Origin of the sequence: Streptomyces sp. NPDC058650, from assembly GCF_042717315.1 — a bacterium.
Classification (GTDB): domain Bacteria; phylum Actinomycetota; class Actinomycetes; order Streptomycetales; family Streptomycetaceae; genus Streptomyces.
Map to the genome: position 1 here is coordinate 24,368 of NZ_JBHXRL010000013.1, position 25,005 is coordinate 49,372.

Consider the following 25,005-nt stretch of genomic DNA (forward strand, 5'->3'; position numbering starts at 1 on the left):
CCCCCATCGTGCACCCGCCCACTGACAACCGCCCGGACCTGGGGAAACCCGCTCGTGCCAGGAGGCCGCGCGGGCGGTACGGCGAACCCTTGGCGCAGAATGGAGGCATGGCGAGCGGGGAGCGGGCACGGTACTGGCAGTACTCCGAGCTGCCCGGGGTCGACCTGCTGCACGCCCACTACATCCACAAGGCCTTCGCCCGGCACACCCACGAGAGCTTCGTCTTCGCCGCGATCACCGAGGGCGTCGAGGCCTTCCACTACCGCGACGAGCTGGTCCACGCCGGGCCCGGGCAGATCGCCCTGGTCAACCCCGACACCCCGCACACCGGGCACGCGGGCGTGCCCGAGGGATGGACCTACCGCACGATCTACCCGGACGCCGGGCTCGTCCGGTCGATCGCCGCCGACACCCTCGCGCTGCGCGGCGCGGTCGGGTTCACCACGCCCGTCATCGACGACCCGTACGCCGCACAGCTCGTCGTGGGCGTCCACCGGGCGGCGGAGGAGGGCAACGCGCTCGCCGCCGACAGCCTGCTCCGGCTCGTCACGGCACGGATGCTGCGCAGTCACGGCGGGCTGATCGCCCCGCTCCCGCCCCGCTCCGCCGGCGCGCGGAACGCCGCACGCGCGCGTGCCGTCCTGGAGGAGCGGATGGCCGACCCGCCGACCCTGGAACGGCTCGCCACCGACCTCGATACCAGCCCCTTCGCCCTTCTACGGGCCTTCCGGGACGCGTACGGGATGCCGCCGCACACCTGGCTCACGGACGCGCGCGTGCGGCGGGCCAGGGGGCTGCTCGACGCGGGGACGCCCCCGGCGGAGGCGGCCGTCGCCGTCGGTTTCACCGACCAGCCGCACCTCAACCGGCACTTCACGCGGAGCGTCGGGGTGCCACCGGGGGCCTACCAGCGCGCGCGGGGTGCCCGCGGCGGGTCCGGCGGTTCCGGTGGCGCCGCGGGCGGCGGTGCGGGCGGCGGTGCAAGAACGTACAAGACCGGGCAGCCACCACGTACGTAACGTCCCTGACGTGGCAGAACAGACAGCACCTCCCGTCATACGGGACGACGGCGCACGGGCGAAGCCCGACGCGGCCGTCGTCCGCGACGCCCTCGGCGTCGGCATCGCCGTCGGACTCTCCGGCTTCGCCTTCGGCGTGACCTCGGCCGGCGCCGGCCTCACCCTCCCGCAGACCTGTGTGCTCAGCCTGCTCGTCTTCACGGGCGCCTCGCAGTTCGCCCTCGTCGGCGCGCTGGCCGCGGGCGGCAACCCCTTCACGGCCGCCGCCGGGGCCTTCTTCCTGGGCACGCGCAACGCCTTCTACGGGCTGCGGCTCTCCCAGCTCCTCGCTCTGCCGAAGGCCGTCAGGCCGTTCGCCGCGCACTGGGTGATCGACGAGACCACGGCGGTCGCGCTCGCCCAGCCGTCCCGGCGGGCCGCGCGCCTGGGCTTCACCCTCACCGGTCTCACGCTGTACGTCCTGTGGAACCTGACCACCTTCCTCGGGGCGTTCGGCGCCGAGGCGATCGGCGACACCGCCGCCTGGGGCCTGGACGCCGCCGGACCCGCCGTCTTCCTGGCCCTGCTCGCCCCCATGCTGAAGTCGGCGACCGAGCGCGCCACCGCCGGTATCGCCGTCCTGCTCGGCCTCGGACTGCTCCCCGTGCTGCCGGCCGGGGTCCCGGTCCTCGCGGCCGCGCTCGCCGCGCCCCTGGTGCTGTGGTTCCAGGGCCGCCGCCGTACGCCTCCGGCCGCACCCGGGAAGGACGCCCGATGAACGCGAACGGGATGAACGCGATGAACGTGTGGATCGCGATCGGCCTCACCGCCGTCGGGTGTTACCTGGTCAAGCTCCTCGGCCTGCTCGTCCCCGCGGGCGCACTGGAACGACCGCTCGTCCAGCGGCTGGCGGCGCTGCTCCCCGTCGCCCTGCTGGCCGCGCTCACCGCGCAGCAGACGTTCGCCACCGGCGCCTCCCTCGTCCTGGACGCCCGGGCCGCCGGACTCGCGGCCGCCGCGCTCGCGCTCGTCCTACGCGCTCCGTTCCTGGTCGTCGTGGGTGCGGCCGTCGTCGTCACGGCGGGGGTACGGGCCCTGGGCTGGTGAGCCCGGGCCGCGCGGTGGCCGTGGCGCGCCGGTCCTGCCCGTGGGCGAGGTGGGCGCGGAGGGTGTCAAGCAGCTCCGGCCGGTCGGCGACGGGGTCGAGGAGTGCCGCGATCCGCCGGCCGCTCTCCCCGGGCCGTGACAGGTGGTACTCCAGGAGCACGTCGTCGAGCCGGTGCAGCCCGGGCGGCAGTCCGCACCCGGCGGCGACCCGGAGGACCTCCCCCGCCGTACGGGCGGCACGGCGACGGCCCTCGCGGCTCTGCTGCTGCGCGAGGCGCCGGAGGGGTAGAACCGGAGGGGATGCCGCCCGGGGAGCCTCCGTCAGTCGACGGGACGGCCGTGCGCGCGGAGGGTGCGCAGGGCCTCGACGGTGACGATCGGGCGCCATTCCAGGGCCGACCCGGGGGCCCAGGCCCGCCAGCGGATCGGCCAGCCGCCGTCCTCCTCCTGGTCGGCCGCGAGCCGGTCCAGCGAACGGGCCATCTCCTCGTCCGTGAACCAGCCGGCCGCCAGCGAATGCGGCACGCGCGCGTAGTCGTGCGGGAAGTGGTGCTCGCCGGGCGCGTACCCGTCCGGGACGGGGTGGTCGTCCGGCCGGTCCGGGTCCAGGACGGCGAGCCGCTGCTCGCGCACCAGCCTCCCCAGCCGGTCGGCGGCCGCCTCCGCGCGCGGGCGGTCCGGGGCCCCGTCGAGGAAGGCGACGGCGGCCTGGATCTCGTACGGATGGGACTTCTCCAGCGCCTCCACGGCGGCCCAGCAGTACTCGGTGGCCCGGAACAGCCACGCGTGCCACACCTGGTTGCGGTGGAGCAGCCCGACGATCGGGCCGGTCGTGAGCAGCGCGCTCGGCGGGGAGTCGACCACCGGGACGAACGGCGCCGAGGGGTAGCCCCGCTGGGACGGGTGGATCGCCGGGAGGGCGCCCTCGTGCGTCGAGATGTCGGTGAGGTAGCGGCAGATCCGTTCCACGCGCATGCCGCCGCAGCGGCCGATCGACTCCAGGACCCGGAGCGCGTGCGCGGTGTGGAGGGGCTGGCTGACCGGTCCGCGTAGATCGGGTTCGAGCGCGTGGCCGTAGCCGCCGTCCGCGTTCAGGTACGCCGTGAGGGCCGTCTCCACCTGGTCCGCGCCACCGCGCAGGAAGTGGTAGGCGAACCGGCGCTGTTCGAGGACGCGGGCCGTCAGCCAGACGAAGCGCTCGGCACGGGCCAGAGGAGTCGGGGGCGGCGAGGAGAGGGGTTTTTCGGCCATGCTCCGACCGTAGGGCGGAAAGTCGCGGTGACAAGGCCTGCGGAGCGGGCTGCACTCTTGGGAGCGGGATACTGGCGTCATGCGGTTGACGATTTTCTGGGAGCGGATGGCGGACCACTTCGGTGCGTCCTACGCGGATTCCTTCGCGCGTGACCATGTGATGGCGGAGCTCGGCGGGCGGACGGTGCAGGACGCCCTGGACGCCGGCTGGGAGGCCAAGGACGTGTGGCGGGCCGTCTGCGCCGCCGTCGACGTACCGGCCGACAAGCGGTGAGTGGCCGGTAGACAAGCGGTCAGTGGCCGGTAGACGAGGGGGTGGCCGGGAGGGATGTACGGGGTCCCGGGTGGAATGTCCGTGCGGTGCGCGAGACTGGCGGGGTGGCCCCGACTGACGACACCGAAAATACAGCCCCGACCGACCCGACCGTCCCGACCGACCGGACCGCGACGTCCGCGTCCGGGGACTCGACCGTCCCACCGGAGGCTCCGCGGCAGGCCGCCGCGCGGATGCCCCGCTGGCTGCCCCGTGCGATCGTCCTGGCACTGGCGCTCTACGCCTGTTTCCTGCTGGGCAGCTGGGCCTTCCACCAGCTCGTCGGCCTCCTCGTCAACATCCTGCTCGCGTTCTTCCTCGCCCTCGCCATCGAGCCGGCGGTCGGGCGCATGGCGGCGCGCGGGATGCGCCGAGGTCTCGCCACCTTCCTCGTCTTCATCGGCGTCCTGGTCTTCAGCGTCGGCTTCGTCGTCCTCCTCGGCTCGATGCTCGCCGGGCAGATCGTGGACATGGTCGAGAACTTCCCCAAGTACCTCGACTCGGTGATCAACTGGATCAACCAGACGTTCCACACGGAGCTGTCGCGGGTCGAGGTCCAGGACAACATCCTGAGCTCCGACTGGCTGCAGAAGTACGTACAGAACAGCGCGTCCGGCGTGCTCGACGTCTCGGCCACCGTCCTCGGCGGTCTGTTCCGGCTCCTGATGATCTTCCTCTTCGCGTTCTACTTCGCGGCCGACGGGCCCCGGCTGCGGCGCGCGCTCTGCTCCGTCCTGCCGCCCGCCCGGCAGACCGAGGTGCTGCGGGCCTGGGAGATCGCGGTCGACAAGACCGGCGGCTACCTCTACTCGCGCGGCCTGATGGCTCTCATCTCCGGCGTCGCCCACTTCGTCCTCTTCGAGATCCTGGACGTGCCGTACGCGCCGGCGCTCGCGGTCTGGGTCGGCCTGGTGTCGCAGTTCATCCCGACCATCGGCACCTACCTGGCCGGCGCCCTGCCGATGCTCATCGCCTTCACCGTCAACCCCTGGTACGCGCTGTGGGTCCTCGTCTTCGTCGTGATCTACCAGCAGTTCGAGAACTACGTGCTCCAGCCGAAGGTCACCTCGAAGACGGTGGACATCCACCCCGCGGTGGCCTTCGGTTCGGTGATCGCGGGGACGGCGCTGCTGGGTGCCGTCGGCGCGCTGATCGCGATTCCGGCCGTGGCCACCTTGCAGGCCTTCCTCGGTGCCTATGTGAAGCGGTACGACGTGACGGACGACCCGCGCGTCCACGGCCACCGGAGGTACGGCGAGGCGGTGGTGGCCCGGCTGCAGAAGGCCCTGCACCACAAGAAGGAGGCCTCGTCGGAGGACTCCTGACCATGGACGCGTCGCCCTGGCTCAGAGGTACGAGGGGCGGGTGACCCGGTGCCGGAAGGCATGCCCGGTCCAGGCCTGGACCGCCACCAGGAGCGGGGTGACGACGAGGAGGGCGGGGACGAGCAGGGTCAGCGTGGCGGGGGAGGCGGCCTTCTCGGCCAGCGGTAGGGCCGTGCCCGCCCAGAGTGGCAACCCGCCGAGGAGGACGCCGGTGAGGGCGAAGGACTGCCACGGGCGTCCGGCGCGTCCGACGAGCCTGCGGGCACGCTCGTACGGGAGTCCCGTGAGCCGGAGCGTGGCGAAGCCGAGCCCGTGCGCGGCGAACAGGGCGGCCACGGCCAGGGCGGTGAGCACGGCCGTCGCGCCGGTCGCCGGTGTGTAAGGCCGCCCGGTGAGCAGGGCCGCGAGCAGCCAGCCCCAGGCGAGGGCGACCGCCCAGCTCCCGCACGTCACGGCGGTGTCGCAGCCGGCGCGCCAGCGCGGCCCCGGGCCCCGGCCGCGCGACCAGAGCCCCGCGTCCCGGACGATCCAGCCGGTCAGCAGGGCGACGAGCACCGGGGCCTGGCCGCTCAGGAGCTCCCCTTCGAGGGCGGGGAAGCAGCCGACGAGTACGCCCGCGGTGGCGACGAGCCAGACTTCGTTGCCGAGGAAGAAGGGCGCGAAGGAGGTGAGGACGAGGCGCCTCTCGCGGTCCCCGCGGCCGAGCCAGGGCGTGAGCATGCCGGTGCCGATGTCCGCTCCGGCGAGCACGAACCAGCCCGCGGCGAAGAAGGCGAGCAGGACGATGGCCAGGGTCTCCACGGTGGTTCCTCGGGTCGGGGGCGGTGGTGGTGGGCGGGGGCGGTGGTGGTGGGGTGGTGGCAGTGGCTCGGGTCTGCGGACCGGGACTGCCGGGGACTGCGCCGGGGGCTCAGTAGCGGGGGGCGGCCAGGGCGTCCGCGGGGTCGGACGGCGGCGGCCCCTTCCCCTCGTCGGCGCCGTCCGCGTCCGGGGCGTCGTGGTCCGGCCGTTCGTCGTGGCCCAGCCCGGACTCCACGGGGCCGCGGCGGGCGTGCCGGGCGAGGAGCCAGGCGTTGAGGAGGGCGAGCAGGACGAAAACCGTGGTGAAGACGGTGAGGGAGAGCCGCATGGTGCCGGGGGAGAGGTCCGAGACGGCGTCCTCCGTCTTCAGCAGCCCGTAGACGACCCAGGGCTGCCGGCCGGACTCCCGGAAGACCCAGCCGCTGATCATCGCGAGGTAGGGCAGCGGCACGCTCGCCATCAGGACGAGATGCCAGAGCCGGAACCGGAAGACGGCCTTCTTGAAGCAGGCCAGGATCGCCCCGGCGAAGCACAGGTACATCATCAGGGCGAAGCTGATCAGCATCACCAGACCGCCGCCCCGGGTCCAGGCCTCCGAGGGCACGTAGTCACCCGGCCCGAACCGGGCCGACAGCTCCGCCTGGAGTCGCGCGACCTCGTCCGCCTTTCCGCTGAAGACGGCCGACTTCATCGGCTGGAAGGTGGTGAGGGTGGCGAACTGGATCCCGCCGAAGACCGCGGCGGCCATCAGCGCGGGCACGGAGACGAACACCCCGATCCGCAGGCTGCGCCCGAAGAACTCCCACTCGGGGCCGCGGCGGAAGAGGTGGTACGCGCTCACTCCGGCCATGAAGAACCCGGCGGTGAGCAGCGCCCCCGCGAGGACGTGACCGAAGGCGAGGAGCGCCGAGGGGTTCGTGAGGACGGCGACCGGGTCGTCCAGGACGAGCTCGCCGTTCTCGGAGGAGTACCCCACGGGGTGGTTCAGGAAGCCGTTGGAGACGAGGATCCAGTACGCCGAGAGGTAGGCGGTGAGGGCGACGATCCAGATGGCCGCCAGATGGGCCCAGCGGTTGAGACGGTGCCATCCGAAGATCCACAGGCCGAGGAAGGTCGACTCGACGAAGAAGGCCACGATGGACTCCACCGCGAGCGAGGCGCCGAGGATGTTGCCCGCCTCGTGGGTGAGCCCGCTCCAGGCCATGCCGAACTGGAACTCCATCACCAGACCGGTGACGATCCCGACCGCGTAATTGATCACGTACAGCTGGCCCCAGAAGCGCACCATCCGGGCGTCCTGCGGCTTGCCGCTGATCGTGGCCCGGGTCTGGAGCGCGGCCACCACGGTGACGAGCCCCAGGGTGAGGGCGACGAAGAGGAAGTGGCCGCCGGCGGTGAGGGCGAACTGCAGCCGCGCGAGATCGAGTACGTCCTGATTCACCCCGTCAGTGTCCGTGTACGGTCACCGGATTGGCATCGGCCCGGGGAGGACACCTGGCGTACCCCACGGGTTGTGCCGGACCACGCGCGCGTACTCCGGGAGTTGTGGCCCCGGCCCCCGCCCCCTAAGGGGCAGGTCAGGCCAGCCAGCCCGGGGTGATCATCCCCGACTCGTACGCCAGGACGACCAGCTGCGCGCGGTCGCGTACGGCCAGCTTGGTCATGATCCGACTGACGTGGGTCTTGGCGGTGGCGGGGGCGAGGACGAGGCGGCCGGCGATCTCGTCATTGGAGAGCCCCGCGCCCACGAGACCGAGCACCTCGCGCTCCCGCTCGGTGAGGGCGTCCAGGCGGGGGCTCGGGTCCGGCTGCCGCCCGGCGCCGCCGGCGCGTTCGGCGAACTCGGCGATGAGGCGGCGGGTCACGGCGGGGGCGATCAGGGCGTCGCCGCGCGCCACCACCCGTACGGCGTGCAGGAGTTCCATCGGCTCGGTGTCCTTGACCAGGAAACCCGACGCGCCCGCGCGCAGCGCCCCGTACACGTGGTCGTCGGCGTCGAACGTGGTCAGGACGACCACCCGGACGCCTTCGAGCCGCTCGTCGGACGAGATCCGCCTGGTGGCCTCGAGGCCGTCGAGCACCGGCATGCGGATGTCCATCAGGACGACGTCCGGGAGGAGTTCGCGGGCGAGGGCGACGGCCTGTTCGCCGTCCCCGGCCTCGCCGACGACCTCGATGTCGTCCTCGTCGGACAGGATCGACCGGAAGCCGGCCCGGACCAGGGTCTGGTCGTCGGCGAGCACGACACGGATCATCGGGGGTCCTCTTCGGGAGCGGGTGCGGTGGGCGTGGTGAGCGGGAGGCGGGCGTCGACGACGAAGCCGCCGTCCACGTTCCGGGCGGTGAGCTCGCCGCCGAGCGCGCGGGCCCGTTCCGCCATGCCCCGGATTCCGCTGCCCGCGGGTCCGTCCTCGGGTGCGCCCCCGCCGTCGTCGGCGATGCGCAGCCGCAGCACGCGCGTGCCCGCGCGCGTACGCGTGGCCGTGCCGGAACTGCCGGAGTCGTCGGGGCTGTCGGAGCTGTCGGAGTCGGCGAGGTCGTCGGAGGTGTCCGAGGTCACGTCGTGCTCCGCGTCCCAGTCGAGGGTGATCCGTACCGTACGGGCCCCCGCGTGCCGGGTCACGTTCGTCAGCGACTCCTGCACGATCCGGTACGCGGCGAGGTCGACCGGCGGCGGTAGCGGTTCGGGGGTGCCCGTGACGTTCGTACGGACGTCGAGTCCCGCGCTCCGGGCCCGCTCCGTGAGGTCGCCGAGGAGAGCGAGGCCGGAGGCCGGGGAGGTGGGCGTGGCCTCGTCGGCCCGGCGCAGCATGCCGAGCGTGGCCCGCAGCTCGCGCAGCGCGTCCTTGCTGGTGGCCTTCACCGCCTCCAGGGCCTCTGCGGCGGTGGCGAGCCCGACCTCGGGGGCCGGATTCTTGCTCAGCCGGTGCAGCGCGGCGCCGGACTGGACGTTGATGAGCGAGACGCTGTGGCCGAGGATGTCGTGCAGCTCCCGGGCGATCCGCAGCCGCTCCTCGGTGGCGCTCTGCCGGGCCCGGGCCTCCTGCTCCCGCTCGGCGGCGAGCGCGCGCTGCTCGACCTCGTGCAGGTACGCGAGCCGGGTGCGCTGGGCGCGGCCCACGGCGACGAGGCTGATCAGCCAGCCGGCCAGCATGGCGAGCGAGGTGCCGTCGATCTGCCGGTGCCCCGGCTGTTGCCGGGTCTCGCCGAGGCCGACCGCGAGCAGGGTGACGGCGGCGAGCGCGACGGCGGCGGCGAACCGGCCCTCGGCCGCGGTGGTGTAGAGCGCGAGCGCGAAGGCGATCATGAGGGGGCCGTCCTGGGCGGACAGCGGGTAGTAGACGACGCAGGCGAGCAGGGTGACGACGGCGACGGCGACCGGTTGCCGTCGCCGGAAGCAGAGGGCTCCGCAGCCGATCAGGACGAGCGCCCAGCCGAGCACGGTGCGGAGTGCCGGTTCGCTCGTGTACCACCCGGAGGCGAGCGTCCAGAGCGCCACGACGCCCAGGACGACGCATGCCATGAGCGCGTCGGCGGTCCGCGGCGAAAGGCGGCCGCCGGAACGGCTGTCAGGGCGGCCGTCAGAGCGGTCGCCGGGGCGGTCGCGGAGGGCGAGGGGCATGCGTCGAAGGATAGGCGCCGGGTGGTCGCGGGGGCCCGTGTGCCGACCCCGCATGCCACCGGGTGCACGGTGGGGATCGAGTTGTATAGTCAAAAAAGTGACTAAGAAGTGAGGCGTCAGGGGAGGCGCCGGGGAGGTAGCGGAGGCCTCATGTCGGACGGCACGTTTCTGCGGTACGTCGCCCTGGGCGACAGTCAGACCGAAGGGGTCGGGGACGGCGACGACAGCGTCGGCCTGCGCGGCTGGGCGGACCGGCTCGCCGAGCTGCTCGCCCGCGACGACCCCGACGCGCGGTACGCCAACCTGGCCGTGCGCGGCCGCCTCGCCGGCCAGGTGCGCGCCGAGCAGTTGGCCCCGGCGCTCGCGCTGCGGCCCGACCTGGCCACGGTCGTCGCGGGGGTCAACGACCTGCTGCGGCCCCGGTTCGACGCGGACGAGACGGCCGGGCACCTGGAGGCGATGTTCGCGGCCCTGGCCGGCCAGGGGGCCCGAGTCGCGACCCTGACGTTCCCCGACATCGGCCGGCTGATCCCGGCGGCCCGCCCTGTTGGGTCCCGGGTGCGGGACCTCAACGAGCGGATCCGGGAGGCCGCGGGCCGACACGGCGTCACGGTCGTCGAGACGTCGCACCACCCGGTCGTCACCGACCCCCGGCTGTGGAGCGCCGACCGGCTGCACGCCGGCCCGCTCGGCCACGCGCGGATCGCCGCCGCCGTCGCCCAGGCCCTCGACCTGCCCGGCAGCGACGACTCCTGGGCCCGGCCGCTGCCCGGACCACCCCTCCCCGCGCGCACGGGCCTGCGTGCGGCGGGCGCCGAACTCCGCTGGGCCGGGGCCTTCCTCGGCCCCTGGCTGGGCCGGCGCCTCCGCGGCCGCTCGTCGGGCGACGGACGCCGGGCCAAGCGCCCCGAGCTGTCGTCGGTGACGGCGACCCGAGACCGGTCGTTGCCGGTGGAGGGCGGTCGTCAGTAGGTTCGGACCGGTGAGACGTGAGTGACCGGGGGTGGCGCGTGAGCGGGACGGATCCGGAACCGGGTGACGGCCGAGAGGCGCGGACGGGCGAGCTCGCCCGGGTGATCACCGAGCGGTTCGGACTCGACGTCGACGGGTACCGGCACGGGCCCTGCCGGGCCGTGCGCGGCACCGACGACGGCGCGTGGACGCTGACGTGGACCGACGGGCCGACGGTCGAGCAGGTGCTGCGGGAGCTCGGACCCGAGGGGGAGGGGCCGCGCTGTCGGCGTCTGCTCTCGGAAGAGACCGTCGCCCTCGGCGCCGTACAACTGGCGACGGAGGGTGCGCCCGGTGTCCGGCCGGGGATCACCCCCGAGGCCGTGGAGCGGTTCTGGTACGACGTGCCGTTCCCGCGGCCCGCCACCGAGCGGGAGCGGGCGCTGGTCTACGCGATGGTCTACGAGGCCCACGACAACGCCCGCAGCAACCGGGTCGCGGCCGGACGGATCTGCGACCTGGTGGCCACGCCGGGCCTCGCGTGGTTCCTGGAGCGCATGAGGGTCCCGCTCGCCCCCGCGGAACTCCTGACGGCGCGGTACGCGGCGGCCCACGGTCACCTGGCCTGGAGGTACCGGCTGACGCCGATGGCCGTGCCGACGCTCCTCCGGGCGGTCCTCGCGGACCGCCGCGCCTCGCCCGAGCTGCTCACCGCGGCGCTCGCCCTCGCGTCCGAGCGGAACGACGGCACGTACGCGTCCGAGGCGGCCGAACTGGGAGAGCGTCTCCATCGCCCGTGGCCGTGATCCCCCGGTCGGCCCGCCGCTCAGTGGGACAGGGTCCGGGTGACGCGCCACAGGGGCGTGTCGGCTCGCGTGGCGCGCTTGACACTAAAATCGAACATCCATTCTGATGGAAGTCCGGCCCCTGGAATCGCGGGCTTGTCGGCGAGTTGTCCACAGGTCGGAGGGGACGTCGGGGCCCATTGTCAGTGGCAGGGGTTAGCGTCTTTCACATGAAGCGATCGACTCAAGCAAACCGGGTGGAACCCATGGCAGGAACCGACCGCGAGAAGGCGCTCGACGCCGCGCTCGCACAGATTGAACGCCAATTCGGCAAGGGCGCCGTGATGCGCATGGGTGACCGCGTCCAGGAGCCGATCGAGGTGATCTCCACCGGATCGACCGCGCTCGACATCGCGCTCGGTGTCGGCGGCCTGCCTCGCGGCCGTGTCGTGGAGGTCTACGGACCGGAGTCCTCCGGCAAGACGACCCTGACGCTGCACGCCGTGGCCAACGCCCAGAAGGCCGGCGGCCAGGTCGCCTTCGTGGACGCCGAGCACGCCCTCGACCCCGAGTACGCCAAGAAGCTCGGCGTCGACATCGACAACCTCATCCTGTCCCAGCCGGACAGCGGCGAGCAGGCCCTCGAGATCGTCGACATGCTGGTCCGCTCCGGCGCCCTCGACCTGATCGTCATCGACTCCGTCGCCGCGCTCGTCCCGCGTGCGGAGATCGAGGGCGAGATGGGCGACTCGCACGTGGGTCTGCAGGCCCGTCTGATGAGCCAGGCGCTCCGGAAGATCACCGGCGCGCTCAACCAGTCCAAGACCACCGCGATCTTCATCAACCAGCTTCGCGAGAAGATCGGTGTGATGTTCGGCTCGCCGGAGACCACGACCGGTGGCCGCGCCCTGAAGTTCTACGCTTCGGTGCGCCTCGACATCCGCCGCATCGAGACCCTCAAGGACGGCACGGACGCGGTCGGCAACCGCACCCGCGTCAAGGTCGTCAAGAACAAGGTCGCGCCCCCGTTCAAGCAGGCCGAGTTCGACATCCTCTACGGCCAGGGCATCAGCCGCGAGGGCGGCCTGATCGACATGGGCGTGGAGCACGGCTTCGTGCGCAAGGCGGGTGCCTGGTACACGTACGAGGGCGACCAGCTCGGCCAGGGCAAGGAGAACGCCCGTAACTTCCTGAAGGACAACCCCGACCTCGCCGACGAGATCGAGAAGAAGATCAAGGAGAAGCTGGGCGTCGGCGTCAAGCCCCAGACTCCGACGGCCGAGCCCGGTGCGGACGCGGCGAGCAGTGCCGACGCGGCCGGTGCGGCCGGTGCGGACGACGCCGCCAAGACCGTCCCGGCACCCGCGACCAAGACCGCGAAGGCGACCAAGGCCACCGCGGCCAAGAGCTGAACCGGTGACCGGTCGCACCGAATGGCCGGGTGACGGCCCCGACTCGTCGAGGGCCGAGAAGGAGCTGTCACCCCAGGATCCGGCTGAGCGGGCGCGCGCGATCTGCCTGCGCCTGCTCACCGGGACCCCCCGCACGCGCAAGCAGCTGGCCGATGCCCTGCGCAAGCGGGAGATCCCCGACGACGTGGCGGAGGAGATCCTCTCCCGCTTCGAGGACGTCGGGCTCATCGACGACGCCGCCTTCGCGGGGGCCTGGGTGGAGTCCCGCCACCACGGCCGGGGCCTCGCCCGCCGGGCCCTCGCCCGCGAGCTGCGGACCAAGGGCGTCGAGCCGGCGCTGATCCAAGAGGCGGTCGACCAACTCGACTCCGAGCAGGAGGAGACAAGGGCGCGCGAACTCGTCGATCGCAAGCTGCGCGCCACCCGAGGCCTGGAGAGAGACCGGCGCCTGCGCCGCCTCGCCGGGATGCTCGCCCGCAAGGGGTACCCCGAGGGCATGGCCCTCCGCGTCGTCCGCCAGGCGCTGGAGGCCGAGGGCGAGTCCACGGACGGGCTGGACGAGTCCTTCTGACCCCGGGGGGGAGAGAAGGACTCGTCCGGTGACCCGGGGGGATGGAAGGACTCGTCCGGCCGTCTCGGTCAGGCGGGGGGAGTCGGGAGCAGGACCGGGAGGCCCGCTGCCTTCCAGGCCTGGAAGCCGCCGATGAGGTCGGTCGCGCGGTGAAGCCCCAGGCGGCGGAGGGACTCGACCGCGAGGGAGGAGGCGTAGCCCTCGTTGCAGAGGACGACCACCCGCAGGTCATGGCTGTCCGCCTCCGGCGCGCGGTGGCTGCCCAGTGGGTCGAGGCGCCATTCCAGCTCGTTGCGCTCCACGACCAGCGCGCCCGGGATCAGCCCGTCCCGTTGCCGCAGGGCCGCGTAGCGGGTGTCCACCAGGAGCGCGTCACCCGCCTCGTACGCCTCGTGGGCGGCGCGGGGCTCGATGCGGTCGATGCCCGCCCTGACCCGTTCGAGCAGTTCGTCGATGCCCACTCGTTCTCCGGTGAGTCGCTCGTCGGTCACTCGTTCCGCGCTCACTGCCAGTCCTCCGGGCGTTCGACGTGCTCCAGGCGGAGTACCGCGCCCGCCCGGCTGAACCGCCGGATCAGGGGGAGCGGTGGATAGTACGCGTGCACCGACACCGCGTGGGTGTCCGCGGATTCGTTGAGCACCTCGTGCACGTGGTGGCGGCCGAAGGCGCGGCCGTCGCCGTCCGCCAGCCGGCGGGAGCGATCGAGGCCGTCGGCCAGCTCCAGGGTCTTCCAGCCGCTCGCCGGCAGCCGGACCGCGAGCGCGTTCTCGGTCAGCGCCCCGCGCGCGGTGGCGAAGGCGCCCAGCGACTCGGCGTGGTCGTGCCAGCCGGTGCCCGTGCCGGGCGGCCAGCCGATGAGCCAGGCCTCGCTGCCGCCGGGGCCGTCGAGCCGTACCCACGTACGGCCCTCGGGGTCGAGCGGCAGGGAGTCGACGAGGTCCCGGTCGGCGGCCGTCCGGCGGACGAAGTCGAGGAGTTCGGTCGCCGTCGGGGCGGCGGAGGGGGGCGGGGACACGACGGGGGAGGGAGCGGGGACACGCTGGGGCACGGATGACCGTCCTGAGGTTCGCGACGAGCGCGCGACGGCACGGGCACACGGACGGACGTCAGTGGCGGGGCGCGCGCGGGGAAGGGGGCGAAGTCAGCAGGACGGACGACACATGCAGCCCGCATAGCGGACGAGGTCCATATGGACCCTCCGCCACAGGCGCACATCGGTGTCGGTCACGCTCCGGAGTACACCATGCGCGCCCGCGCGGAATCAATGCATGTCCACCGTGTGGTCACTGTCGGCGGACACCTTGGCGGACAACTCGACGGGCATCTTGGCGGGAACCTCGACAGGAACGTCGGCAGGGGCCTTGGCAGGGGCCTTGGCAGAGATCTTGGCGGGCCCCCCGGTGGACCTCGCGGTGGACCTCGCGGCAGGCCCCCCGGCGGGATCCTCGGCGGGTTCCTCGGACGGCGCGTCCGCGGTGGCGTCACCGCCGCGGGCCGCGTCGGCCGCCGCGTACAGCTCCTCCGGACGGACCCCCGCGAAGGAGGCGACGAGGTGCCCGTCGGGCCGGACGAGCAGGACGGCGTGGGCCGGAGCGCCCGGATACGCCTCGGTCACCAGGACCTCGGCCTTCGCCGGGAGGGCGCGGACGGCCTCTTCGAGCCGGGGCATCATGCCGGCGCTCCGCCAGTGTCGGCGGTCCCACACGCCGGTTCCGGGGGCGACGAGGAGGACGAGGAGCCGGCCCTGACCGAGCCGGTCCCGGAGCCGTACGGTCGTGCCGTCCGGGGCGGTCACCCGGACGTCCTCGACCGGGGCGCCGGTCGGAGTGCCCACCGGGGTCTGTCCTTCGGCGCTCGGAGGCGCGAGGGGGGAGTGCGGGTACGCGGGGGGCGCGCCGAGCGGGCCGCGCCCCACGTGACCATCGGTCAGCAGGGTGTCGTGGACGCGCGCTGCCCCGAGGAGGTACGTCCGCAGCCCACCGCCGCCGCGCAGCGCCGGCAGCGACTGGTCCGCCGCGCGCAACCGGGAGGCGATGGCCGTCCGCCGCTCGCTCTGGTAGCTGTCGAGCAGCCGCTCCGAGGCGCCGTGGTGCCAGGTGTGGGCGAGTTTCCAGGCGAGGTTGTCCACGTCCCTGAGCCCCTCGTCGAGGCCCTGGGTGCCGACCGCGCCGAGCAGATGGGCCGCGTCCCCGGCGAGCAGCACCCGGTCGACGCGCCAGCGGCGGGCGAGCCGGTGGTGCAGGGTGTGGACGCCGGTGTCGATGAGTTCGTACGGGGGTGTCACCCCGTCGCACCAGCCGGCCAGGGTCTCGCGGATACGGGTGACCAGCGCGTCCGGGGTGACGAGCTCGCCGCGGGGCGGCAGCAGCCAGTCGATCCGCCACACCCCGTCGGGCAGCGGGCGGGCGATGATCTCCTCGCCGGCACCCCGCCACGGGGGCTGACGGTGCAGCAGTGCCTCGCCGGGCCAGGGGAGTTCGGTGCGCAGCGCGGCGACCGCGTGCCGCTCCACCGCCGTGCGGCCGGGGAAGCGGATGCCGAGCAGCTTGCGCACGGTGGACCGGGCCCCGTCGCAGCCGACGAGGTGGCTGCCGCGCCACCACGTGCCCTCCGGGCCCCTGGTGTGGGCGACGACCCCGTCCCGGTCCTGCTCGATCGAGTCGAGCCGGGCCTCGGTGACGAGCCGGACGAGCTTCTGGTGGGCGATCGCCTCGTGCAGCCCGCGTGCCAGGGCGTGCTGCGGGATGTGCAGGGGGGCGGCCGGGTCGGAGGGGGCGTCGGGGTCCTCGGACCACTCCTCCGTGCCGCTGAGTCCCAGGTCGAGCGGGGTGTGGCGGGTCAGCTGACGGCGGCGCATGCTGCGCCAGCCGACCCAGCGCACGCCCTCGTCGCGGAGTGTGGTGCAGCCGAGGCGCTCGACCATGGCGGCCATGTCGGCGCGCAGGACGGCGGTCCGCGCGGGGCGCGGTTCCTCCTTGCCGGAGCCTTCGTCGAGGACGACGCTGGGTACGCCCTGCGCGGCGAGCGCGAGGGAGAGCGCGAGGCCGACCGGCCCAGCGCCCACGATGATCACCGGGTCCATGGCGCGGCTCCTGAAGGCCGGACGGTCATGAGGGCAGCACAGCTGAGTGTGGCACGAGCCCGGTGGTTGATCACAGACCGTATGCAACCCACTGAGGGTGCTTGCGTCAAGTGACGGGGTGGGCGCGGTGCGGCTGACATGAAGTCAGTGCCGCTCCGGCCCACCCCTGTTGTCCCGTGGACCCCTTCAGGGGTCAGGCGCCGCTGACGGCGTCCGTCTTCACCTCGGGGGCTCCCGCTTGGGCCGGGATGGCCGCCGCGCCGGACTTCTTGCCCTGCCGCAGCCGCTTCTCCAGCCAGCCGGCGCAACTGGTCAGGGCGAAGTTGAGGGCGATGAAGATCAGTGCGATGACCGTCAGGGTGGCGATCGTGTTGGCGCCGTAGTTGGCCGTGATCTCCCGGTTCTGGCTGAGGAGCTCGGCGAAGCCGAGCATGGCGCCGCCGAGCGCGGTGTCCTTGACGATCACGACGAGCTGGCTGACCAGGGCGGGCAGCATGACGGTCACGGCCTGCGGCAGCAGGACGTACAGCATGGTCTGGCCCTTGCGCATGCCGAGCGCCTCGGCCGCGTCGCCCTGACCCCGGGGCAGCGAGAGCACCCCGGCCCGGACGACCTCGGCGATCACCGAGGCGTTGTAGAGCACCAGGCCGGTGACGACCGCGTACAGCGGGCGGAAGTCGGAGCTCACCGTCGTGAACTGCCGGTAGATCTGGTTCGCGAAGATCATCAGGAGCAGCACGGGGATGGCCCGGAAGAACTCCACGACCGCGCCGGCGGGTACCCGTACCCAGCGGTGGTCGGAGAGGCGGCCGATGCCGAGGACGGCGCCGAGCGGCAACGCGATCAGGATGGAGAGCCCGGCGGCCTTGAGGGTCTCGGTCAGGCCGGGCAGCAGGTACGTCGTCCAGACCCGGGAGTCGGTGACGAACGGGCTCCACTTGTCCGCGTCCAGCTGGTTCTTCTCGTCCAGGGCGGCCAGGACCCACCAGCCCACCAGGGCGAGGGCCACCAGGAAGATGATCGTGTAGACGACGTTGCGCCGTTTGGCGCGCGGCCCGGGGGTGTCGTACAGGACGGAGCTCATCGCTTCACCGCCAGTCGCTTCGCGGCCCAGCCCAGGAGCAGGCCGGTGGGGAGAGTGAGGACCATGAAGCCGAAGGCGAAGACGGCGAAGACGGCGAAGAGCGCGTCGGCCTCGAACTCGATCATCGTCTTCATCAGGCTGGCCGCCTCGGCGGCGCTGATCGCGGCCGCGACGGTGGTGTTCTTGGTGAGGGCGATCAGGACGTTGGCGAGCGGGGCCACCGCGCTGCGGAAGGCCTGCGGGAGCACCACCAGGGTGAGGACCTGGGTGAAGGTCAGTCCCAGCGCGCGGGCGGCCTCCGCCTGGCCGGGCGGCACGGTGTTGATGCCGGAGCGCAGCGCCTCGCAGACGAAGGTGCCGGTGTACGCGACGAGTCCGAGGATCGCGAGCCGGAAGCCGATGTCTTCGGAGCCCTTCCCGCCGAGCGTGATGAGCAGCGTCTGGTTGAGGCACAGCAGGCAGGCGACGATGACGACCGTCAGCGGAGTGTTCCGGACGATGTTGACGTACGTGGTCGCGAAGACCCGCATCATCGGGACCGGGCCGACCCGCATCGCGACCAGGGCGGTGCCCCAGATCAGCGAGCCGATCGCCGAGAAGAAGGTGAGTTTCGCCGTCACCCAGAAGGCGCCGAGCAGGTCGTACTGCCCGGAATCAAGAAAGTCGAACACGATGCCCCGCGCTCTCCCCTGGTGGTCGGTCGGTGTGGAGGCCGGTGCGTGGGCAGCGGCCGGTGCCGGTGTGACGGCCGCCCCTGAGCGGGGTGGCCGTCACAGCCGAGGCGGGGTCAGGTCAGTTCTCGACCTTGGGGGCGGGCTCGTACTTGTAGCCGGACGGGCCGAAGTGCTCCTTGACGAGCTTCTCCCAGGTGCCGTCGGAGACCATCTTCTCCAGCGCCTTGTTGATCTTGCCGCGCAGCTCGTCGTCGCCCTTCTTGAGGCCGATGCCGTACTTCTCGTCGGTCATCCGGAGACCGGCGAGCTTGAACTTGCCCGCGTGCTCCTTCTGCGAGGCGTAGCCCGCGAGGATGGAGTCGTCGGTGGTCAGGGCGTCGACGGCCTTGTTCTCCAGGCCGTTCAGGCACTCGGAGTAGCCACCGAGCTGCTGGAGGTCGGCCTTCGGGGCGAGCTTCTCCTTGACGTTCTGCGCGGAGGTCGAGCCGGTGACCGAGCAGAGCTTCTTGGCGTTGAGGTCCTCGACCTTGGTGATCGAGCTGTCGTCGGCGCGCACGAGCAGGTCCTGGTGGGCCAGGAAGTACGGGCCGGCGAAGTCGACCTCCTTCTTGCGCTTGTCGTTGATCGAGTAGCTGGCGACGATGAACTTCACGTCACCGTTCTTGATCAGGTTCTCGCGCTCGGCGCTGGGCGACTGCTTGAAGTTGATCTTGTCCTCGGGGTAGCCGAGCTCCTTGGCGACGTAGCGGGCGACGTCGACGTCGAAGCCGGCGTACTTGCCGTCCGGGGTCTTCAGGCCGAGGCCGGGCTGGTCGAACTTGATGCCGACGGTGATCTTGTCACCGTTGCTGCCGGAGTCGGAACCCGTGCCACAGGCGGTGGCGGTCAGCGCGAGGACGACGGCGGCCGCGGCGGCGGCGGAGGTGCTGCGAAGCTTCATGGTGGAACGTCCCTTGAGTAGGCGTGAGTTCGGAAGAATAGGTCCGAACTCGCTCAGTGGTGAAGGATCTTGGAGAGGAAGTCCTTGGCCCGGTCGCTGCGCGGGTTGCTGAAGAACTCCTCGGGCGACGCCTGCTCGACGATGCGTCCGTCGGCCATGAAGACGACCCGGTTGGCCGCGGAACGGGCGAAGCCCATCTCGTGGGTGACGACGACCATCGTCATTCCCTCCTGGGCCAGTTGCTGCATGACCTCGAGGACCTCGTTGATCATCTCCGGGTCGAGCGCGGAGGTCGGCTCGTCGAAGAGCATGACCTTCGGGCCCATCGCGAGCGCCCGGGCGATCGCCACGCGCTGCTGCTGGCCGCCGGAGAGCTGCGCCGGGTACTTGTCCGCCTGGGTGCCCACCCCGACCCGGTCCAGCAGGGCGCGAGCCTTGGTCTCGGCGGCCTTCTTCTCCGTCTTGCGGACCTTGATCTGGCCCAGCATCACGTTCTCGAGCACCGTCTTGTGCGCGAAGAGGTTGAACGACTGGAAGACCATGCCGACGTCGGAACGCAGCCGGGCGAGCTCCTTGCCCTCCGCGGGCAGCGGCTTGCCGTCGATGGTGATGGTGCCGGAGTCGATGCTCTCCAGACGGTTGATCGTTCGGCACAGCGTCGACTTGCCGGACCCGGAAGGCCCGATGACGACCACGACTTCGCCGCGGGTGATCGTCAGGTCGATGTCCTGGAGGACGTGCAGCGCGCCGAAGTGCTTGTTGACCTCGGACAGGACGACCAGGTCGTCCGCGTTGCGCGGGGCATCCTCGGGACCCTTGGACACTGACACTCCGCTCATGGGCCTCTTGCTCCGTCCTGCTCGGTTGGGGAGGACACTAGAGACCCGATGAGACGACCGTCATCAGATCTGAGCGGAAATTGAGGATAACGATCCGGTCGCAAACGGACACACCGTGTGAACGCGACGCCCGGGGCGTACCGGGTGGATAACAGAAACGTCGGCGAAACAGGGGGAGACTTGACTGTGACGCCGGTGATCGGCGTTCATGCCCTGGTACCACCTGGTACACAGAGAGCCGCCGCCGCGGCGCGCGAGAAGACCACGGATGAAGATCACGGAGGAGGTACGCATGCGACTGCTGCTCGTGGAGGACGACGACCACGTCGCCGCCGCCCTCTCCGCCATCCTGGCCCGGCACGGCTTCACCGTCACCCACGCCCGCAACGGCGAGGAGGCGCTCCAGGCCGTCCTGCCCACCGCGCAGGGCGAGCGGCCCTCGTACGGGGTGATCCTGCTCGACCTCGGCCTCCCCGACCAGGACGGCTACCAGGTCTGCGGCCGCATCCGGAAGCTCACCACCACCCCGGTGATCATGGTGACGGCCCGCGCCGACGTGCGCTCCCGGATCCACGGCCTCAACCTCGGCGCCGACGACTACGTCGTCAAGCCCTACGACACCGGCGAACTCCTCGCCCGCATCCATGCCGTCAGCCGCCGCAACGCCGGAACCGAGGAGACGGCGGCGGGCGGCGCCGGAGCCGCCGAGGGAACCCTGCTGCGGCTCGGCTCCGTCACCATCGAGCTGCCCACCCGACGGGTCAGCGTCGAGGGTGAGGCCATTCCCCTGACCCGCAAGGAGTTCGACCTGCTCGCGCTCCTCGCCCAGCGCCCCGGGGTCGTCTTCCGTCGCGAACAGATCATCAGCGAGGTCTGGCGCACCAGTTGGGAGGGGACCGGCCGCACCCTGGAGGTGCACGTCGCCTCCCTGCGCTCCAAGCTGCGGATGCCCGCCCTGATCGAGACCGTGCGGGGCGTCGGCTACCGCCTGGTCGCCCCCGCCGCGTAACCCCCGGCCGGTCCACCCGTGCGCACCCGACTCCTCCCGCTCCTCATCATCCTGATGGCCGGGGTCCTGCTCGCCCTCGGCTTCCCGCTCGCGGCCAGTCTCGCCGCCTCCGAACAGCAGCGGGTCGTCGTCGACCGGCTCGACGACGCCGCGCGCTTCGCCGCCCTCGCCCAGTTCGTCAGTGAGAGCAGTCCTGGCACCGACGAGCGGCGCACCACCCTCAACGGCGAACTCGCCAGCTACCACGACGTGTACGGCATCCGTGCCGGCATCTTCTACCGCGACAACCGCTCCATGGCCGCCGCCCCCGAGGGCTGGGTCGTCCCGTACGAAGGGGAGGGCCGCCGCGCCTTCCGGGAGTCGCTGCTGGGGCGCCGCAGCCACAACCCGCCCCAGGTCTGGCCCTGGCAGGGCGACGCACGGCTCACCATCGCCTCGCCGGTCGTCCGGGACGGAGACGTCGTCGCCGTCGTCGTCACCGACTCGCCCACCGGGCAGCTCCGCTCCCGCATCCTGCGCGGCTGGCTGCTGATCTTCGCGGGCGAGGCGGTGGCGATGCTGGTCGCCATCGGCGCCGCCTTCCGGCTCACCGGCTGGGTCCTGCGGCCGGTCCGCGTCCTCGACTCCGTCACCCACGACATCGCCACCGGGCGGATGAACTCCCGGGTCGCCGCGACCGGTGGGCCGCCCGAACTGCGGCGCCTTGCCCTGTCGTTCAACGAGATGGCCGACAACGTCGAGGACGCGCTCGAACAGCAGCGGGCCTTCGTCGCCGACGCCTCCCACCAGTTGCGCAACCCGCTCGCCGCGCTGTTGCTGCGGATCGAGCTCCTCGCCCTCGAACTCCCCGAGGGGAACGAGGAGATCGCCTCCGTACGGACCGAGGGCAAGCGCCTCGCGCAGGTCCTCGACGACCTCCTCGACCTGGCGCTCGCCGAGCACGTGGCGGCGGAGCTGCGACTCACCGACGTCGGCGCGCTCACGGCGGAGCGGGTCGCGTCCTGGCGGCCGGTCGCCGACGACAAGGGCGTCCTGCTGACCGGGGAGTGCGGGGCGGTCACGGGGTGGGCGGATCCGGTGGCCCTCTCCAGCGCGCTCGACGCGGTGATCGACAACGCGCTGAAGTTCACCCCGGCGGGGGAGGAGGTCACGGTCACCGTCTCGGTGCCCGCGGGCGGGGAGAGCGTCGTCGTCGTCGTGGCCGACCAGGGACCCGGCCTCACCGAGGACGAGCTCGGCCGCGTCGGCGACCGCTTCTGGCGCTCCGGCAGGCACCAGAACATCAAGGGCTCGGGCCTCGGCCTCTCCATCACGCGCATCCTGTTGACGGCGGGCGGCGGCGGCCTCGCGTTCGCCCCGAACGAGCCGCACGGCCTGCGGGTCACCGTCACCGTGCCGCGACACGCTCCGGCGGAGCGGGACGGAGCGGGCTTCACCGAGCGGCGATAGCCGGCGGGGCTCGGGCGAGTACCGGGTCCGTCAGGGCTTCGGCGAGCGTCGAATCCGGCAGGGCTTGGGCGAGCCTCGGACCCGGCAGAGCTTCACCGAGCGTGGGACCCGTCAGGCTTCGGCGAGCGTCCGATCCGGCAGGGCCTCGCACCCGGCAGGGCCTCGGACCGGTCAGGGCTTGGGCGAGCACCCGTCCGGCAGGGCCTCGGCGAGCCTCGGACCCGGCAGGGCCTCGGACCCGTCAGGGCTTCACCGAGCGGTAGTAGCGGCGGGCGCCCTCGTGGAGGGTCAGGGGTTCCGTGTAGACGGCGGTCCGCAGGTCCACCAGCTGGGCCGGGTGGACCTGGCCGCCGATCTCGTCGCGGCTCCTGATCACCGTACGGGTGAAGCCCTCCACCAGGTCCGGATCGGCCTCGGCCGTCGTGACCAGGAGGTTCGCCACGGCCAGTGTCTCGACCGGCTGACCGTCCTGTGCCTTCGTGTACGCGTCGGCCGGGATCACCGCCGACCGGTAGTGCCGGGTCGAGTCGCCGACGTCGTGCAGCCGGTCGACCAGGGCCGTGTCCAGCGGGATCAGCCGGACCTCGAAGCGCTCGGACAGGGCTTGCACGGCCTGGGTGGGCAGACCGCCGGACCAGAAGAAGGCGTCCAGGTCGCCGCTCTCCAGGTGCCCGGGCATCGTGTCGATGCCCGCAGAGACGGCCTCGACGTCCCGTACGGGTGTGAGGCCGGCCGCCGCGAGGACCCGGTCGGCGATCAGCCGCACGCCGGAGCCGTCCTGGCCGACCCCGACCCGCAGCCCGCGCAGGTCCCGTACCGTCCGGATCGCCGAGTCCTTGCGGACCACCAGCTGGACGTAGTCGTCGTACAGCCGGGCGCAGCCGCGCAGCCGCTCGAACCCCGGCTTGCGTTCGCGCTGGTACTGGGCGACCGCGTCGGCCGTCGCGACGGTGAAGTCCGCCTCGCCCGTGGCCACGCGGGCCAGGTTCTGCTGGGAGCCCTCGCTGTCCGTGAGCCGTATCGACACCTCGGGAAGATCCTCCGCGAGGGCCTTCTTGAGGAGCTCTCCGTACCGCTGGTAGACGCCGGTGGGGACACCCGTACTGAAAGTGACCGAGCCGCTCGGGACGGGGGAGCCGAAAGGAACCAGCCACCACACGAGCACCCCGCACACCACGAGCAGCGCGGCCGTGAGCGCCGTCAGGCGGCGGCGGGCGGCACGGGAGAGGGAGGCGGGCATGGGGGCGATCCTGCCAGTTCACCGCCGCCGCTGGCCAGGGACGGCGGGTGTGAGGCATTCGCGCGGGGGCCGGCGAGGGCCCCCGCGCGAGGTGTCACCCGGTGTCAGTAGGCGAAGCCGGACTTGCCCGTCTTCGTCGTCGTGACGTGGGTGATGCCGCTGCCCGGCGGGAGGGCGACGGTGGTGCCGGGGGGCGAGGCGGGCGCGGTGGTGGAGCCGTCGCCCAGCTGGGCGGCCGCGTTGGCGCCCCAGCCGATCACCGAGCCGTCGTCCAGCGCGGCCAGGGTGAAGTCGGCACCGCCCGCGATGTCCTGCACGCCCTTGAGGCCGTCCAGGACGACCGGGGTGGTGCGGTTGGCGTTCGTGCCGTCGCCGAGCTGCCGGTCGGTGTTCTTGCCCCAGCCGGTCACGCTGCCGTCGTCGAGGACGGCGAAGGAGGACGTCGAGGTCGCGAAGATCCGGGCCACCGCGTCCAGGTAGGCGACGTCCACGGGCTTGGGCGCGTCGGTGACGGAGTCGTTGCCGAGCTGGCCCTCGGCGTTCCTGCCCCAGGCCTTGATCGTGTTGTCGGCGGTCAGCGCGAGGACGTGGTCGCAGCCCACCGCGATGGCCTCGACGTTCTCGACGTCCGGGACCTTCTGCGGGGTCTCGCGGTTGGCGGCGCTGCCGGTGCCGAGCCGCCCGTTGGCGAACGAGCCCCAGGTCCAGACCGTGCCGTCCTGCCGGAGCGCCACGCTGAAGTCGCAGCCCGCGCCGACGTCCTTGATTTTGTCCAGGCTCTGCACGGGGATCGGGATTCTGTACGGGTTGGTGGTGTCCTGGCCCGTGCCCAGCTGCTTCGAGGCGTTGCTGCCCCAGGCGAGGACCCGGCCGCCCTTGACGGCGAGGGCGTGGTTGAGGCCCGCGGAGACCTCGCTCACCCCGGAGAGACCGGCGACGGTGGCCGGGAAGCTCTGGGCGGTCGTGGTGCCGTTGCCGAGCTGGCCGGTCGTGTTGGCGCCCCAGCTCTTGACGGTGCCGTCCTTGAGGAGGGCGACGGCGAAGCCGTTGGCGGCCGCGGCGGCGCCGCCGCCTCCTCCGGAGAGCTCGCGGACGTCGTCGCGGGTGATGCCGGTGACGGCCGCGGCGGTCTGTTGGGCGACCGTGCTGCCGTTGCCGAGCTGGCCCTGGGCGTTCTCGCCCCAGGCCCGTACCCAGGGGTCGGTGCCGGCGGCGGCGTGGGCGGAGAGGCAGGGGGCGGTCAGGGCCACGACGGAGAGCGCCGCGAGGAGGGTGAGGCGCAGGGGTGGGGTCATCTGCGTGCCTTTCGGTTCGTGGGGGTGGTCAGGAGGCGTAGCTGGACTTGTTCGCGACCGAGGCGGCGACCAGGGTCGCGCCGCTGCCCTCGGGCAGCGCCGTGACCGGGGTGGGGGACGATTCGGTGGTGCCGCGCCGAGCCGGCCGCAGGCGTTGGTGCCGCACGGCAGGACGTGTCCGCCGCGTACCGCGAGGGCGAAGGGGCCGCCGGCGGCGGAGACCGAGGTCAGGCCCGTACGTACGACGGGTACGTCAT

Annotated in this window: 28 protein-coding genes; 11 read left to right on the plus strand and 17 right to left on the minus strand. The window is 72.4% G+C overall.

What is annotated here, in order from left to right; all coding sequences use genetic code 11:
• Window positions 1-107: 107 nt before the first annotated feature.
• The 3 genes from ACFWWU_RS22860 to ACFWWU_RS22870 are packed head-to-tail and all read left to right on the plus strand — an operon-like array spanning window position 108 to window position 2,105.
• Complete coding sequence (locus tag ACFWWU_RS22860; RefSeq protein ID WP_384147672.1) at window positions 108-1,019, plus strand: AraC family transcriptional regulator; 912 nt, start codon at window positions 108-110, stop codon at window positions 1,017-1,019.
• Between the two features lie 10 nt (window positions 1,020-1,029).
• Window positions 1,030-1,776 (plus strand): AzlC family ABC transporter permease, encoded by a 747-nt coding sequence (locus ACFWWU_RS22865; RefSeq protein WP_384147673.1) that lies wholly within the window; start codon window positions 1,030-1,032, stop codon window positions 1,774-1,776.
• Window positions 1,777-1,796: 20 nt separating this feature from the next.
• Window positions 1,797-2,105, plus strand: a complete 309-nt coding sequence (locus ACFWWU_RS22870) for an AzlD domain-containing protein (RefSeq protein ID WP_384147814.1) — start codon at window positions 1,797-1,799, stop codon at window positions 2,103-2,105.
• Here the strand turns inward: ACFWWU_RS22870 and ACFWWU_RS22875 are convergent.
• Together ACFWWU_RS22875 and ACFWWU_RS22880 are read right to left on the minus strand one after the other, a co-directional pair.
• Entirely contained in the window at window positions 2,074-2,265 is a 192-nt protein-coding gene (locus ACFWWU_RS22875; RefSeq protein ID WP_384147674.1) for a hypothetical protein, read from the minus strand. The two genes, ACFWWU_RS22870 and ACFWWU_RS22875, sit on opposite strands and share 32 nt — an antisense overlap.
• A 161-nt stretch (window positions 2,266-2,426) precedes the next feature.
• On the minus strand, window positions 2,427-3,356 hold the full coding sequence (locus ACFWWU_RS22880; RefSeq protein ID WP_384147675.1) for a hypothetical protein: 930 nt from the start codon (window positions 3,354-3,356) through the stop codon (window positions 2,427-2,429).
• Between the two features lie 79 nt (window positions 3,357-3,435).
• On the opposite strand from ACFWWU_RS22880, the gene ACFWWU_RS22885 reads away from it, so the two are divergent.
• Both ACFWWU_RS22885 and ACFWWU_RS22890 read left to right on the plus strand, forming a co-directional pair.
• Window positions 3,436-3,630 (plus strand): DUF3046 domain-containing protein, encoded by a 195-nt coding sequence (locus ACFWWU_RS22885; protein WP_189511946.1) that lies wholly within the window; start codon window positions 3,436-3,438, stop codon window positions 3,628-3,630.
• Window positions 3,631-3,863: 233 nt separating this feature from the next.
• Window positions 3,864-4,994 (plus strand): AI-2E family transporter, encoded by a 1,131-nt coding sequence (locus tag ACFWWU_RS22890; protein WP_384147676.1) that lies wholly within the window; start codon window positions 3,864-3,866, stop codon window positions 4,992-4,994.
• 21 nt (window positions 4,995-5,015) lie between these two features.
• Here the strand turns inward: ACFWWU_RS22890 and ACFWWU_RS22895 are convergent, their stop codons facing one another.
• The 4 genes from ACFWWU_RS22895 to ACFWWU_RS22910 all read right to left on the minus strand — a co-directional run bounded on the left by ACFWWU_RS22895 (window position 5,016) and on the right by ACFWWU_RS22910 (window position 9,417).
• Window positions 5,016-5,795, minus strand: a complete 780-nt coding sequence (locus ACFWWU_RS22895; protein ID WP_384147677.1) for a cytochrome d ubiquinol oxidase subunit II — start codon at window positions 5,793-5,795, stop codon at window positions 5,016-5,018.
• Window positions 5,796-5,904: 109 nt separating this feature from the next.
• Window positions 5,905-7,236, minus strand: coding sequence for a cytochrome ubiquinol oxidase subunit I (locus tag ACFWWU_RS22900; RefSeq protein ID WP_384147678.1), 1,332 nt, complete (start codon window positions 7,234-7,236; stop codon window positions 5,905-5,907).
• Between the two features lie 136 nt (window positions 7,237-7,372).
• Window positions 7,373-8,050 carry a response regulator gene (locus tag ACFWWU_RS22905; RefSeq protein WP_384147679.1) on the minus strand — a complete coding sequence of 226 codons (678 nt, stop codon included), beginning with the start codon at window positions 8,048-8,050 and terminating at the stop codon, window positions 7,373-7,375.
• Complete coding sequence (locus ACFWWU_RS22910; RefSeq protein WP_384147680.1) at window positions 8,047-9,417, minus strand: sensor histidine kinase; 1,371 nt, start codon at window positions 9,415-9,417, stop codon at window positions 8,047-8,049. Before ACFWWU_RS22910 ends, ACFWWU_RS22905 begins: the two co-directional genes overlap by 4 nt.
• Window positions 9,418-9,567: 150 nt before the next feature.
• On the opposite strand from ACFWWU_RS22910, the gene ACFWWU_RS22915 reads away from it, so the two are divergent.
• From ACFWWU_RS22915 to recX, 4 genes are all read left to right on the plus strand, one after another.
• Window positions 9,568-10,389 (plus strand): SGNH/GDSL hydrolase family protein, encoded by an 822-nt coding sequence (locus tag ACFWWU_RS22915; RefSeq protein WP_384147681.1) that lies wholly within the window; start codon window positions 9,568-9,570, stop codon window positions 10,387-10,389.
• A gap of 38 nt (window positions 10,390-10,427) precedes the next feature.
• Complete coding sequence (locus ACFWWU_RS22920) at window positions 10,428-11,174, plus strand: hypothetical protein (protein WP_384147682.1); 747 nt, start codon at window positions 10,428-10,430, stop codon at window positions 11,172-11,174.
• 245 nt (window positions 11,175-11,419) lie between these two features.
• Window positions 11,420-12,565, plus strand: a complete 1,146-nt coding sequence (gene recA, locus ACFWWU_RS22925; RefSeq protein ID WP_384147683.1) for a recombinase RecA — start codon at window positions 11,420-11,422, stop codon at window positions 12,563-12,565.
• Between the two features lie 4 nt (window positions 12,566-12,569).
• Entirely contained in the window at window positions 12,570-13,136 is a 567-nt protein-coding gene (recX, locus tag ACFWWU_RS22930) for a recombination regulator RecX (protein WP_384147684.1), read from the plus strand.
• Between the two features lie 68 nt (window positions 13,137-13,204).
• Here recX and ACFWWU_RS22935 read toward each other — a convergent pair whose 3' ends face one another.
• The 8 genes from ACFWWU_RS22935 to ACFWWU_RS22970 all read right to left on the minus strand — a co-directional run bounded on the left by ACFWWU_RS22935 (window position 13,205) and on the right by ACFWWU_RS22970 (window position 19,755).
• Window positions 13,205-13,642, minus strand: coding sequence for a rhodanese-like domain-containing protein (locus ACFWWU_RS22935; protein WP_384147685.1), 438 nt, complete (start codon window positions 13,640-13,642; stop codon window positions 13,205-13,207).
• A complete protein-coding gene (locus ACFWWU_RS22940) occupies window positions 13,639-14,184 on the minus strand; it encodes a cysteine dioxygenase (RefSeq protein WP_384147686.1) in 546 nt (181 codons plus the stop codon). Before ACFWWU_RS22940 ends, ACFWWU_RS22935 begins: the two co-directional genes overlap by 4 nt.
• A gap of 93 nt (window positions 14,185-14,277) precedes the next feature.
• Window positions 14,278-14,364, minus strand: coding sequence for a putative leader peptide (locus tag ACFWWU_RS22945; protein WP_358477332.1), 87 nt, complete (start codon window positions 14,362-14,364; stop codon window positions 14,278-14,280).
• A gap of 33 nt (window positions 14,365-14,397) precedes the next feature.
• Window positions 14,398-16,218, minus strand: coding sequence for an FAD-dependent monooxygenase (locus ACFWWU_RS22950; protein ID WP_384147687.1), 1,821 nt, complete (start codon window positions 16,216-16,218; stop codon window positions 14,398-14,400).
• A gap of 193 nt (window positions 16,219-16,411) precedes the next feature.
• Entirely contained in the window at window positions 16,412-17,302 is an 891-nt protein-coding gene (locus ACFWWU_RS22955) for an amino acid ABC transporter permease (protein ID WP_384147688.1), read from the minus strand.
• Entirely contained in the window at window positions 17,299-17,973 is a 675-nt protein-coding gene (locus ACFWWU_RS22960) for an amino acid ABC transporter permease (protein ID WP_384147689.1), read from the minus strand. Before ACFWWU_RS22960 ends, ACFWWU_RS22955 begins: the two co-directional genes overlap by 4 nt.
• A 121-nt stretch (window positions 17,974-18,094) precedes the next feature.
• Entirely contained in the window at window positions 18,095-18,916 is an 822-nt protein-coding gene (locus tag ACFWWU_RS22965; RefSeq protein ID WP_384147690.1) for a glutamate ABC transporter substrate-binding protein, read from the minus strand.
• 53 nt (window positions 18,917-18,969) lie between these two features.
• Window positions 18,970-19,755: an amino acid ABC transporter ATP-binding protein gene (locus ACFWWU_RS22970; RefSeq protein ID WP_317599780.1), complete on the minus strand. Its 786-nt coding sequence runs from the start codon at window positions 19,753-19,755 to the stop codon at window positions 18,970-18,972.
• Between the two features lie 292 nt (window positions 19,756-20,047).
• On the opposite strand from ACFWWU_RS22970, the gene ACFWWU_RS22975 reads away from it, so the two are divergent.
• A complete protein-coding gene (locus ACFWWU_RS22975) occupies window positions 20,048-20,764 on the plus strand; it encodes a response regulator transcription factor (protein WP_384147815.1) in 717 nt (238 codons plus the stop codon).
• Window positions 20,765-20,782: 18 nt separating this feature from the next.
• Window positions 20,783-22,213 carry a sensor histidine kinase gene (locus ACFWWU_RS22980; protein WP_384147691.1) on the plus strand — a complete coding sequence of 477 codons (1,431 nt, stop codon included), beginning with the start codon at window positions 20,783-20,785 and terminating at the stop codon, window positions 22,211-22,213.
• Between the two features lie 241 nt (window positions 22,214-22,454).
• Here ACFWWU_RS22980 and ACFWWU_RS22985 read toward each other — a convergent pair whose 3' ends face one another.
• The 3 genes from ACFWWU_RS22985 to ACFWWU_RS22995 form a co-directional block, all read right to left on the minus strand.
• The gene (locus ACFWWU_RS22985) at window positions 22,455-23,453 is read right to left on the minus strand and encodes a TAXI family TRAP transporter solute-binding subunit (RefSeq protein ID WP_384147692.1); all 999 of its coding nucleotides are present in this window, start codon (window positions 23,451-23,453) and stop codon (window positions 22,455-22,457) included.
• A 104-nt stretch (window positions 23,454-23,557) separates the two neighbouring features.
• Window positions 23,558-24,748, minus strand: coding sequence for an RCC1 domain-containing protein (locus tag ACFWWU_RS22990; RefSeq protein WP_384147693.1), 1,191 nt, complete (start codon window positions 24,746-24,748; stop codon window positions 23,558-23,560).
• 28 nt (window positions 24,749-24,776) lie between these two features.
• Complete coding sequence (locus ACFWWU_RS22995) at window positions 24,777-24,914, minus strand: hypothetical protein (protein WP_384147694.1); 138 nt, start codon at window positions 24,912-24,914, stop codon at window positions 24,777-24,779.
• Between the last annotated feature and the right edge of the window lie 91 nt (window positions 24,915-25,005).

Bases quoted from the DNA above. Each gene is read 5' to 3' on its own strand.
- ACFWWU_RS22860 (WP_384147672.1), top strand. From the start codon at position 108: ATGGCGAGCGGGGAGCGGGCACGGTACTGGCAGTACTCCGAGCTGCCC.
- ACFWWU_RS22870 (WP_384147814.1), top strand. From the start codon at position 1,797: ATGAACGTGTGGATCGCGATCGGCCTCACCGCCGTCGGGTGTTACCTG.
- ACFWWU_RS22880 (WP_384147675.1), bottom strand. From the start codon at position 3,356: ATGGCCGAAAAACCCCTCTCCTCGCCGCCCCCGACTCCTCTGGCCCGT.
- ACFWWU_RS22885 (WP_189511946.1), top strand. From the start codon at position 3,436: ATGCGGTTGACGATTTTCTGGGAGCGGATGGCGGACCACTTCGGTGCG.
- ACFWWU_RS22890 (WP_384147676.1), top strand. From the start codon at position 3,864: ATGCCCCGCTGGCTGCCCCGTGCGATCGTCCTGGCACTGGCGCTCTAC.
- ACFWWU_RS22905 (WP_384147679.1), bottom strand. From the start codon at position 8,050: ATGATCCGTGTCGTGCTCGCCGACGACCAGACCCTGGTCCGGGCCGGC.
- ACFWWU_RS22910 (WP_384147680.1), bottom strand. From the start codon at position 9,417: ATGCCCCTCGCCCTCCGCGACCGCCCCGGCGACCGCTCTGACGGCCGC.
- ACFWWU_RS22915 (WP_384147681.1), top strand. From the start codon at position 9,568: ATGTCGGACGGCACGTTTCTGCGGTACGTCGCCCTGGGCGACAGTCAG.
- recA (WP_384147683.1), top strand. From the start codon at position 11,420: ATGGCAGGAACCGACCGCGAGAAGGCGCTCGACGCCGCGCTCGCACAG.
- ACFWWU_RS22950 (WP_384147687.1), bottom strand. From the start codon at position 16,218: ATGGACCCGGTGATCATCGTGGGCGCTGGGCCGGTCGGCCTCGCGCTC.
- ACFWWU_RS22955 (WP_384147688.1), bottom strand. From the start codon at position 17,302: ATGAGCTCCGTCCTGTACGACACCCCCGGGCCGCGCGCCAAACGGCGC.
- ACFWWU_RS22965 (WP_384147690.1), bottom strand. From the start codon at position 18,916: ATGAAGCTTCGCAGCACCTCCGCCGCCGCCGCGGCCGCCGTCGTCCTC.
- ACFWWU_RS22970 (WP_317599780.1), bottom strand. From the start codon at position 19,755: ATGAGCGGAGTGTCAGTGTCCAAGGGTCCCGAGGATGCCCCGCGCAAC.
- ACFWWU_RS22975 (WP_384147815.1), top strand. From the start codon at position 20,048: ATGCGACTGCTGCTCGTGGAGGACGACGACCACGTCGCCGCCGCCCTC.
- ACFWWU_RS22985 (WP_384147692.1), bottom strand. From the start codon at position 23,453: ATGCCCGCCTCCCTCTCCCGTGCCGCCCGCCGCCGCCTGACGGCGCTC.
- ACFWWU_RS22990 (WP_384147693.1), bottom strand. From the start codon at position 24,748: ATGACCCCACCCCTGCGCCTCACCCTCCTCGCGGCGCTCTCCGTCGTG.